Annotated in this window: 12 protein-coding genes; 5 read left to right on the forward strand and 7 right to left on the reverse strand. The window is 47.9% G+C overall.

Annotation, left to right across the window (positions count from 1 at the left end; genetic code table 11):
• Positions 1-185 precede the first annotated feature (185 nt).
• From M3P05_RS16985 to M3P05_RS16995, 3 genes are all read left to right on the forward strand, one after another.
• The gene (locus M3P05_RS16985) at positions 186-878 is read left to right on the forward strand and encodes a response regulator (protein ID WP_249701246.1); all 693 of its coding nucleotides are present in this window, start codon (positions 186-188) and stop codon (positions 876-878) included.
• Positions 879-1012: 134 nt separating this feature from the next.
• On the forward strand, positions 1013-2458 hold the full coding sequence (locus tag M3P05_RS16990) for an ATP-binding protein (RefSeq protein WP_249701247.1): 1446 nt from the start codon (positions 1013-1015) through the stop codon (positions 2456-2458).
• Positions 2459-2641: 183 nt separating this feature from the next.
• Positions 2642-3217: a hypothetical protein gene (locus tag M3P05_RS16995; RefSeq protein ID WP_249701248.1), complete on the forward strand. Its 576-nt coding sequence runs from the start codon at positions 2642-2644 to the stop codon at positions 3215-3217.
• Here the strand turns inward: M3P05_RS16995 and M3P05_RS17000 are convergent.
• The 6 genes from M3P05_RS17000 to efpL all read right to left on the reverse strand — a co-directional run bounded on the left by M3P05_RS17000 (position 3195) and on the right by efpL (position 8390).
• Positions 3195-3968: a lipopolysaccharide kinase InaA family protein gene (locus M3P05_RS17000; RefSeq protein WP_249701249.1), complete on the reverse strand. Its 774-nt coding sequence runs from the start codon at positions 3966-3968 to the stop codon at positions 3195-3197. The genes M3P05_RS16995 and M3P05_RS17000 overlap by 23 nt on opposite strands.
• A 157-nt stretch (positions 3969-4125) precedes the next feature.
• Positions 4126-4914: a lipopolysaccharide kinase InaA family protein gene (locus M3P05_RS17005; RefSeq protein ID WP_249701250.1), complete on the reverse strand. Its 789-nt coding sequence runs from the start codon at positions 4912-4914 to the stop codon at positions 4126-4128.
• A gap of 237 nt (positions 4915-5151) precedes the next feature.
• Positions 5152-6816: an acyl-CoA dehydrogenase family protein gene (locus M3P05_RS17010; protein WP_249701251.1), complete on the reverse strand. Its 1665-nt coding sequence runs from the start codon at positions 6814-6816 to the stop codon at positions 5152-5154.
• Positions 6817-6856: 40 nt separating this feature from the next.
• Positions 6857-7060, reverse strand: coding sequence for a DUF2788 domain-containing protein (locus M3P05_RS17015; protein WP_249701252.1), 204 nt, complete (start codon positions 7058-7060; stop codon positions 6857-6859).
• A 141-nt stretch (positions 7061-7201) separates the two neighbouring features.
• On the reverse strand, positions 7202-7810 hold the full coding sequence (locus tag M3P05_RS17020; protein ID WP_249701253.1) for a YjaG family protein: 609 nt from the start codon (positions 7808-7810) through the stop codon (positions 7202-7204).
• Positions 7811-7823: 13 nt separating this feature from the next.
• On the reverse strand, positions 7824-8390 hold the full coding sequence (gene efpL, locus M3P05_RS17025) for an elongation factor P-like protein EfpL (RefSeq protein ID WP_249701254.1): 567 nt from the start codon (positions 8388-8390) through the stop codon (positions 7824-7826).
• A 143-nt stretch (positions 8391-8533) separates the two neighbouring features.
• Between efpL and M3P05_RS17030 the strand changes: the two genes are divergently transcribed.
• Both M3P05_RS17030 and M3P05_RS17035 read left to right on the forward strand, forming a co-directional pair.
• Positions 8534-8758: a hypothetical protein gene (locus M3P05_RS17030; RefSeq protein WP_249701256.1), complete on the forward strand. Its 225-nt coding sequence runs from the start codon at positions 8534-8536 to the stop codon at positions 8756-8758.
• 126 nt (positions 8759-8884) lie between these two features.
• Entirely contained in the window at positions 8885-9853 is a 969-nt protein-coding gene (locus tag M3P05_RS17035) for a phospholipase C/P1 nuclease family protein (RefSeq protein ID WP_249701257.1), read from the forward strand.
• A gap of 157 nt (positions 9854-10010) precedes the next feature.
• On the opposite strand, the gene M3P05_RS17040 is transcribed toward M3P05_RS17035, so the two are convergent.
• Complete coding sequence (locus M3P05_RS17040; protein ID WP_249701258.1) at positions 10011-10658, reverse strand: HAD family hydrolase; 648 nt, start codon at positions 10656-10658, stop codon at positions 10011-10013.
• Between the last annotated feature and the right edge of the window lie 196 nt (positions 10659-10854).

Here is a 10854-nt window from a genome sequence, read left to right on the forward strand (position 1 = left end):
ATTTAATTATGACACTGGTCAACAATTGCTGTAGTTGACAAATTCTTTACGGGATATAAATACACTGAAAAGACAGTCAGCATAGAATGCAACACAGTGGTTATTCATACCCGCCGTAATCTGTATTTTCCCCTGTGGATCGGTGTGGTTTTTTTTGCTTATCTTTTGTTGAAGTACCGCGCATCATGATCGATATCCTTCTCGTCGACGACGACCTAGAACTATGTGAGCTGCTTGTTGAGTTTCTTGGATCGGAGGGCTACCGGGTCACCGCAGTCAATGACGGTCTCGAAGGGGTTGAAACTGCATTGAGCCGTAACTTTGGAATAGTGTTACTGGATGTTACGCTTCCCAAGCTGAACGGCTTTGAGGTCTTGCGTAAAATACGGCAGCAGTCGCAGGTCCCTGTGCTTATGCTGACGGCTCGTGGTGATGATGTTGACCGTATTGTCGGTCTTGAGATCGGTGCTGACGATTATCTGTCCAAACCTTTCAATCACCGTGAACTAGTTGCACGCATGAAGGCTATCCTGCGTCGTGTTAACTCTCCTGATGAAAGTGACCGCACCCGTCGCAAAGTCCTCGAAATGGATGATCTGTCCCTGAACCTGGCTAATCATGAGGTTTTGCTTGGTGAAACAGTTCTGGATATCACGGCAACTGAGTTTGTGGTTCTTAAAACTCTGATTGAAAAATCCGGAGAGCTGGTGACTCGCGATGAACTGACTCAGGTTGCCCTCAACCGTCGCCTGATGCTGCACGATCGCGCTATCGATATGCATGTCAGCAATCTGCGTCGCAAGATTGGTAACAAGCCTGACGGTCGTCCTCGTCTGAAAACTGTACGTGGCTCCGGCTATTTCTATATTGCCGACTGATTGTTGAATCGTCGGCAGGAGCTGTTTCCGTGACGGCTCTATCTTGATTTATATATGACAGCCGCATCCTGTTGCGTTGATAACTGGATCGTTAAGCCAGCAGGGGCTTTGTTGTAACATTTCTGGTTGACGAAATGAAAAAAGTGAATTCAGGGAGAGGGAGTCGGGATGGCTTTCTGCGCTACCTGAGAGGTTTTTACCTGAAAATTCTGATCTGGTTCTGGCTGGCCGCTTCCCTGCTGCTTGGTGTAGTCCTGATTTCTGTTTCCATAACCGTCAATCCCGAGCAATCATTGCCTCAACAGCGGGAGTTAAAGGAGAGCCTGAGTCTCTATGTCCGATTTTTAAGTGCTCATCTTGGAACCGGCCATACACCGGCAAGAGCACTGGCTGCTGTGAAAGGCAGTGATACCTACGCTAACGACAGTTCTCTCATACTTGTTTCTCCAGAGGGTGAATGGCTGAGTGATGCGGCTGTTGACACCATGTCAGTGAAGGTTGCGGTGACCCAGCTTTTGAATGGGCATCGGATTGGTTTTGTTGTCCATCCCAGTGAAATTATTGTTGGTCCTAATCATCTTGTGTATCAGGGTAAAGCCTGGCATGTCTTTATGGTATGGCAGAATCATTCCCTCTGGTGGAAGCGTCTCATGGTCATGGGGCGAACATATCCCGGGCTACTGCTGCTTGCTCTGTTGTCGAGTGGATTTCTTTGCTTTCTGCTTGTTGCATGGCTCGTCACGCCACTGCGTCGTCTTCAAAGCGGTGTGAAGCAGATTACGGATGGAGATCTGGATGCCCGTCTCCCTGAGAAGCTGACTCAAAGGAGAGATGAAGTCGGTGTTCTTTGTCGCGATTTCAATGTTATGGCAAAACGATTGCAAGCGTTGGACAAAAGCAAACAACGTCTGCTGAGGGATGTTTCCCATGAACTGCGTTCACCTCTGACCCGTTTGCAGCTGGCGCTGGCACTTGCCCGTAGCAAGGCCGGCTCTGTGGCATCCAGCGAGCATGAACGTATGGAGCGGGATATTGACCGACTTAACGGAATGATTGGTCAGATACTGGCCTGGTCCCGGATGAGTACGGCGGCCAATGGATCAGCGCCGGAAGTGTTCAGTTTCGATGAGGTGATTCGTGAACTGGTTGATAATGCTGATTTTGAAGCCGCCATGGCCGGGCACTCGGTGTTGCTTGTTCGCTGTGATACCTGTTCATTTTATGGGGTGGCTGAATGGCTGGCCAGTGCAGTAGAGAATATCGTCCGTAATGCGATCCGCTTCTCCCCATCAGGCAAAAATGTTGAACTTCGTCTTTTGAGAGGAAGCTCTGAGGTTGAAATCTGTATTCGTGATTATGGCCCCGGTGTACCAGAAGAGGATTTATGTCACTTGTTCGAGCCATTCTTTCGGGTAGACGAGACCCGGGGAGGCGATAACAGTGGTACTGGTCTGGGAATGGCAATCGCCCACGCCGCCGTCGATAACCATGGTGGGATTATCATGGCTGAAAATGCCAATCCCGGGTTGCGTATTACTATCAGGTTGCCTTTTAGAGAAACACCTGCTGAATCTGCTTGAGGTTAAACAATTGTACCCTGAAGGCGGCTAATTAAGCCGCTTGATCGGTTCTCATGGCAATGTTGGAGAGCTGGTTTTGGAGGCCTGTCGGGGGTATCGTTTACCGGAACCTATACGCTGGGGCCGATGGTATCGCTTCACGTCGGCCAGGCATTATAAAGAAACTGACGGATGGGAATAAAAATGGTGTCTGTGATCCGTAACTTCTGTCTTTATGTCATATCAGCCCTGTTTCTGGTGGCCTGCTCAGGAGATGGCAGTGTCAGACTGACTTTAAGTGATTTTCAAACACTGGTTAATAATGGCTTTCAGGCGCCTCGAATAGTGACTGTCGAATTGCCCATGTCTACGCGAGCCCAGCTCTATCTGGAAGCCCCAAAGCTGGAGTTTGCAGATAGCCGTAAAGCCCTTAATTGGGTTATGGATGGTGAAGTCGATATCGATTTTGCCGGAAAATATACTTCTGGAAGAATGCAGGTTCAGCTGGAAGGTAAAGCTGATCTGTTTGTCGATCCCAAAGATCAAACTGTCTTCCTGAAAAATGTGGCGATAACCGGTAAGGACATCATGGTAAGATCCAATTTGGTACAAATGTTGGTTATGGATGCCTTGGCAGCGCAGGTGGCCCAGGGGATGGATAATATGCTGTTGTTTATGATCCCTGAGAACTCACCGCTGGCAAGTCTTGGCAAGATGAGAGCCGTGAGTTATCAGATTGAGCCAGAGGAAATTGTCTTTACCTCTGAGGCCGGGTCATAAGGTAATCAAGGCGCTGGCGTATGACTTTCTCGGATGAAAGTACGCTCCCGGCCGAGAAGTAGCTGGAGATAAACTTTTCACGAGCTTCAAGGCTGAAAGCTTCTGTATGGCGCATAAAGCATTCCAGGTCTTTGAAACGGCGGCGTGATTCCAAAATATCCCGGCGGGCTTTTTCGAGGTCAATTAAGCGGATATTTGCCGCGCGGCCATTGATTTTGGCAAAGCTATGGTTGGGATAGAGACAGTAGTGAGCCATCCCTCTGTCATGCATTTTGCGTACAACCTTACCAAGTTCTTGCAAGGCAGGAATTGTACGCGAATCATTGCCTTGGCGGTTAATGCTGCCAATATCAAGATACCCATCAAGGGCAACTGTGATCAAAATAGCCTGGTGTTTACCGGAAATAATTCGTTCACCATAATAAATTGGTGTAACTGTAGGAATTTCATTCGCATGAAATCGTTGAATATTGCAAAGCTCTCGCCGGTATGTCGGAATACCTGACAACGGGTGAAGAAGCGTCTTGGTGTTATGATTCTCTTGCCTTTTGATATAAAAGGAAGAAGTCCGGCCAGGAAGAGTCATCCGGCAGACCCCGCTCCAACCTTTTCTCCGCTGGTTGGGGGCCTCAAACCACTGCAGGTTAACATTCCACAGGCTTCTGAAGTTATCAAGCCCCTCTTTCCTGAAAGTGGCTTCAATGTCATTGCCCAGAAAGCCAGAAACCAGCCCCGATGAAGATGCAACCATTTCTTTTTGTTTGTTTTGGTTTCGAGGTGTGCAGAATAACAGAATTAGGTGTAAATGCGTACCTCTGGAGGTGGGGGGAGTGCCCGGGCCGCCTGGCGGAAGCCTGTTCTGATGATTTTTTACTGTTCGGCAATTGAAAAATCAGGGGTATATAGAATTATTCTCTTCCATTGAAAAAGTTGGTGATTTTTTTTACTGCCTTTTTGTCTTTGGAAGAAAGTCTATCGATACCCTTGTACTGCTTATAGAACTTGAGCCGTTGGGTGTTGCTTAAATATTTTTTACCTAACTTGTCTAGACAGGCTAAGTCTTTGATTATTCTATAGCTAAGAAAGGGGCCAAACCATCTTTGGCCAGTTGGGCAATCAATGAAAAAGACTTGCGGTGACAGCGAGTCATTTGTAACAAGAATATTGCGCCATTTGAGGTCATTATGAGCAAAATTGTAGTTATGAAGCTTTTTGGTAAAACAGGCAATTTGATTTGACACAGTTGCGACCCACTTTGGGTCTTTCAATCGGGCATCTTCACGCGATGCCAGTTCTGCCAAATCAACACTATCTGGTAGTGAGGCTGTTATCAGTGCGCCTTTTCCTGCCCTTAAAAGACAACGCTCTTCTCCAAAAGCGACTAGCTGTGCAGTTGATATGCCAAGCTGGCTGAAGAGTTTCAGGTTGTGCCACTCACCTCTTAACCGACTTTTACCCAGCCAGCTTCTGATCCCCCTTGTTGAGTGAAAACGTTTTACATAAAAAATACTGCCATCAATATTCTGCCGGAAAACAGTACTCTCCGAGTCACTGGTTACACGGTCTTCAGTGTCGGAAAGTTCAAAAACTTTCTCGATGGAAGAAAATGTATCCCCAACTTCGGAATTGCGGAATTGAGGGAGAACTCTCCAGCGGTTTCTGCGTAATAGGCTGGTGGTCACAATATCTACATTCATAGGCAGATAGTTTTTTTTATCGGAAAGTGCATAGAGCGCTTTATGGAAGGGCTATGGCCACCAAAATTCAACAACATGACGTAAAAACCTAAAAAACGCAGCAGAGTATAGTACTTGAATACTGGAATGATGAAGGGCTCACATAAATATCAGGTTGTTCGATCGGCTACAAGTGAGAGAGTCAGTATTATCTCAAATATATCCCCTTCGAACTGATTAGATGGATCTTACCTTAAATTACAATACAGGCGCAGCACGCTGAACCAGCTTCTGTACAGGAATCCCCGCAGGCAGGGTTCCATAAACCAGGTTGGTGTTGTCTCTCAACCGTGATGCACAGAACGCAGATGCAACCGTAGAGTCTCCATCCAGTAACTGATTTGCCTGCATGCAGATCGCCAGATCTTCAATCATTGATCGAGCCTGATACTCTAATTCTGTAGGATTTCTGACCAGGGTTTTCATTCGGGAACCCAGTTGATTCAGTTTTCGATCCAGTAACGGCTCCATCCCCCGGTTTCTCTGAAACTCTGCCATCAGAGCTTCTAAAGTGGCTGGCTGTTTGTTGAGCGCCCTAAGTACATCAAGGCACTGAACATTACCGCTACCTTCCCAGATGGAGTTGACTGGTGCTTCCCGGTACAGGCGGGGCAGGATCGTTTCTTCCACATAACCAACACCTCCCAAACACTCCTGGGCTTCATTGATATGAGCCGGAGCCCGTTTGCAGATCCAGTACTTTCCAATAGCCACGGCTATACGGGCAAACAGCTGCTCCTGTTCATCCTCAATATTATCCAGAGCCCGGGCAACACGCATAGTCATGGCAATAGCTGCTTCACTTTCCAGAGCCAGGTCTGCCAGAACATTCTGCATTAACGGGTGTTGGTTAAGTGGTTTGCCAAAAACTTCCCTGTATCTACAGTGATGACTGGCCTGGGCCAGAGCCTGACGCATTAATCCGGCAGAGCCTGCCATGCAGTCAAAGCGGGTCATGGCAACCATGGTGATAATGGTGGGAACCCCGCGGCCTTCCTCGCCAATCATCCAGGCTTCAGCATTACGGTATTCAATTTCGCTGGAGGCATTCGCTTTATTGCCCTGTTTGTCCTTCAGTCGCTGTATCTCAATGGCATTCTTGCTGCCATCTGAACGCCAGCGTGGCACCAGGAAGCAACTCAGGCCTCCATCAGACTGTGCCAGGGTCAGGAAGGCATCACACATGGGAGCAGAGCAGAACCACTTGTGCCCCAGTAGTTCATAAAGTTGCCCCGGACCTCTGGCTCCGATTGCAGTGGCAGAGGTTGTGTTGGCACGAACATCAGTGCCACCCTGTTTCTCGGTCATGGCCATACCGATGGTCAGGCCTTCCTTCTCAAACCAGGGCTTGTTGTCCGGGTCGTAAACTTTGGCGTAAATCCTGGGTAGCCAGATTTTGGCAACATCCGGTTGCATATTAATAGCGGGAACCGCTGCAAAGGTCATGGTCAGTGGACAGCAGTGACCGGCCTCAACCTGGTTTTGCATATACATTTGTGCTGCACGAACCACATGGGCTCCTGGTTGGGGATTGGTCCAGGGAAGGGAGTGAAGGCCATGTTCAATAGCCGAACGCATCAGCTGGTGATAGGAAGGATGAAATGTGGCGACATCAACACGGTTGCCATACCGGTCATGGGTTTTAAGCTGCGGCAGGTTTTCATTGGCCAGAAATCCAGCTTCAAACAGGTTGCCAGCAATCTTGCCGTAATGGTGAGCCTGCTCTTCACCCCAACTGCCATTGTGTAAGTGGAGCTGTTCATGAAGAGCAATATCAGAGGTAAACAGGTTCCAGTTATCGAGGGAAGGAACCTGGTTGAAAACGGTATGAGTCCGATGAACAGATGGGATATCTTGAGACATGTTCAGGCTCCATATTTATAGTTCTTGTTATTGCTCTGCTTTATATGCCGAGATTAATGGCAATGACCTTCTTTATACCAAACCCTAATACGCCAAACCCCAGGGTGCCGAAAAGAATCAACGTTCCAAACCTGCCAGCATCGTGTTTGCGGGAGATGTCCCAGACGATAAATGCCATAAAAATAACCAGGCCTGGTACAAGCATGTTTAACATCAGCTGTTCAAATTCTCTGATCTCCACCATCTACTCCCAACTTCAGATGAAGGATAATTATATAGTGGTTAACCGAAGGGTGCACTATGGGGAAGGTTTGCCATAACTGGCAAAATGTATATTTGAAGTGAAAGTTTGGCTGCAGAATTTAACTGCAGCCAGAGGGAGGGTTTATTCTTCCATACTGATGCCGAGTTCGCTCAGCCCATCATTCAGGGCCAGCTCACGCAGTTTCTTTTTCATGTCTGCATTGGGTTTGGCTTTGCTTAGCAGAGTGCAGACTTCATCAATAAAGTCGAGATGCTGCAGAGTCAGCGGGTGTTGATCAATATACTGGCTCAGTTCAGTGCCTTTCAGTTCTGAGGCTTCAGTCTGCCCCAGGAACTTGCCAATAGTAGAGAGCGACAGCTCACCATTACTCAGGGCTTCATCGGCAGACGGCTGCATGGCGCAGTGAACGGCAGTGGTCAGGGAAACAATGGCGTCCAGAGCGGGATACACCCCATACATATCGAAGTCATCAATATCGGGAGTCTGCTCTTCAAGGCGTTCCAGCAGGCGCTCAAAGTTCTTGGCGGACTGCTGTCCGGCAATATGATCCCAGAGCATATTCAGGCAGTGCTTCAGTTCGGATAGATCACCGAAGCCGGTCACTTGCGAGAACAGGCCGAAGTTACTCAGGCTGCGCTGTGCCATGGCTGTGGCAAAGGCTGTCTGTTTCCAGGGCTGAAACTTCTGGAGCTTTTTACCCAGATCTTTCAGATAAGCTGTGTCTGTCAAAGCTGTTTACCTGTCAGGCGCGGGACATGAATTTGCCGGTTTCGGTGTTGATCTTAATCCTTTCACCGGGTTCCAGGTATTCGGGCACCTGAACTTCCAGACCTGTGGCCATACGGGCTGGCTTGGTGCGGGCAGCAGCAGAAGCGCCTTTGATGGCCGGGGAGGTTTCAATGACTTCCATAACAACAGACTGGGGCAGTTCAATGGCCAGTGCCTGACCATCAACCACCAGAACCACGATACCTTCCATACCGTCCTGGAGGTACTCCAGGGAACCTTCCAGGTCAGATTCGTTCAAACTGTGCTGGGTATAGTCTTCAGCATCCATAAAGGTATACAGGCCACCGTCCTTATAGAGGAAGGAGCAATTGCTGCGCTGAAGATCGACATGGGGGAACTGGTCGTTGCCGGTGTACGAGCCTTCCAGCTTGCGGCCGCCAGGAACCTGGTTGAAACGGATTTTATAAAGCGTCTGGGCACCTCGGGAGGAAGGGCTTTTCGCGTCGACGTTTTTGACCTGATAGTAGTGGCCATTGATTTCGACAATATGACCTTTTTTCAGTTCGTTCGCTGCCGGCATTCGGACTTTCTCTTAAAACAGATGAAAAGAATGGAGCGATTATAAATCAGAGCGGCCTTGATTGGGGAGATACTATCGTTTCAGATGTGACGGTGGTTTAGACTGGCAGCTGAAAACGCACAGAGTGGGATATAGGGGAAGGTATGATCGAAACGGTTGCCGTAGCCAATTACCGGTCATTAATCGAGCTGGTTATGCCTACGGGGCAGTTGAACCTGGTTATGGGTTTGAATGGTTGCGGCTTCAGTCTTGTTTGGCAGATGATCGCTGAAGCGAGGATTAAAGACATTTGTTCATTGCTTGTGAACAGGCTCCCAGATGACAGCATTGGTAATCATGCACCAGTAAATGAGGGGTTACCTGGATAACCCGGGTGCTACATTTATTATCCATCCTGAGGGATGCGCATTCCTATCCTGTACCGAATGTTCATATGTGCTGCGTGTGAGCTATAAGAGCTAAATCGATACTTTAACTTTCTCTTGGGTTCTCTCATGCATAATTCCATCGGGTTGAAAAGAAGTGTGCTTATACTCGCCGCTGGGGTGTTTTTCAGCTCCAATCTTTCCGCTTACAACCCGGCTATTCATAGAGAACTGGCGACGTTTGCGATGGTTAAAGTGCTTAAACTGTCGTCTTTTCCTGAGCCACATGCAGAACTGGCAGAAATAGCAGCTAGTGAGGATGCGGGTGAAGATACATCTGTTCGGGCTTGCGTCCAACGAATAACAAACTGGCATTTCTATAATCCACATAAAGAGAATCGACAACGGTGCAGTTGGCTTGGCCTCACCATAGATCGCTCTATGACATCGCTTGTATTGCAACGACAACAAGATCTTTTACAGGCATTGCAAAAACCAGACTTGTTATTCAGGGACTTTGCTCTGGTTTATGGTCGTTGTATGCATTTTATAGAAGATGTAACCGTTCCAGCTCACGTGACACCTGTCTTTCATGGCCCTGCATTGCCAGGAAGAGCGAGTGGATATACCTGGCCTGCCATTATCCGTGACCCTTTTGATGGTTATCCTGTCAATATGGCTGAGCTTGAACGACAGTGGCAGGAATTACAGGATGATTCCGCACTTCTGGAGCATATATGGAATATTCATGAGTTGCCCGGTTTAATTCAGGGGCTATCAATGATGCCAGCTGGTCACACTTTAAATACTGATATTGATATAAATCAGTCTCCAGTACTTTACTGCGTTGATTTGGTCGCCAGGTTGACGTTGGCACGGCTTCCACCTCCCCGAGATGCTTCAAGAACGTATTGGAATGAAGATATAGGTCATGAGTACTTTCAAGGCTATGGAGCCTCTTTTGACGATTCAGCCCAAGGTAGGCAGTTTGTAAATCAACAGCACTTTTTGGCAACGGTTGTTGTTGTCGTTTTAGGTCTTCACTTGTGGAAAATGAGGGAAAATCATGCTTCTTCAGGAGCTGATGTAAGGATGTAATCGGTCAAATCTCATCGCCTGCAAAAATCTGAAACTCGGCCTCAAGCTTTAGGCAGACAACAATCCACTTCCTGAATCGAGCTGATCTCACTGCTGCCACTCGGGTTTAACTGCTTGGCAAAACTTTCATCGTGGCAGCAAGGGGCCTGATGCTTGGTCAGGCTGCTTTCAAGTCAGGAAGGGTTTCCGGGTGCAGAGCCTGGAGTCTTTCCAGAGACTGGTGGCCGCGGGCGATAAGGATAAGGTTGATCCCAAGTGCCTGGGCTACTTCATAGTCATGATCAGTATCCCCAATCAAAACGGTTTCTGATGGGCTGATGCCAGATGCAGCCATCAGCTCGTGACCACGTTCCACTTTGGAAACAGCGTGCAGATTATCCAGCCCAAAGATATTGTCGAAGTACTCTTCAATGCCGTAGTTGTGGACACTCTGGCGCAACAATGGTTCATGGGCAGCTGAAAGAATGGATTGCTGCCAGTCGCCTGCTGCAATAGTCTGCACAACTTCCCGTGCATCATTATATAAAGCGATGGTAGAGCTCTTTTCATCATACTTCTGATTAAAAGACTGACACAGATTGTCAAAAGGGTAGGTATTGAAGTCAAAACCTATTGATGTATAGAAATCGATGACCGGGTGGTGAAAGTTGTCCCGATAATGATCGAGAGAGATTTCTGGCAGTCCCTGCTCCTGAAGCAGTTCATTGACGACACAGGCAACTTGATCAACGTCGTTTACCAAAGTGCCGTTCCAGTCCCAGATAATATGTTTAAAGCCTGCCAGCTTTTCTAATAACTGCTGCATGTTTTGTTGGCTATTCCATTTATATATGTATGGATAGCAGTGTGAGGTTTTTTTGAATTTGCGGGCATGCGTAATAAGCGCAGAGAAAATATCCCGTTAAAACCAGTGCATTAGCGCGGATTCGGTATTTGCTCAGTTGACTCAAAACCGCCATATCTCTATAGTTCGCATCCCGTAACGACGCGCTCATAGCTCA

The organism is Parendozoicomonas callyspongiae (assembly GCF_023502345.1).
GTDB lineage: Bacteria > Pseudomonadota > Gammaproteobacteria > Pseudomonadales > Endozoicomonadaceae > Sansalvadorimonas > Sansalvadorimonas callyspongiae.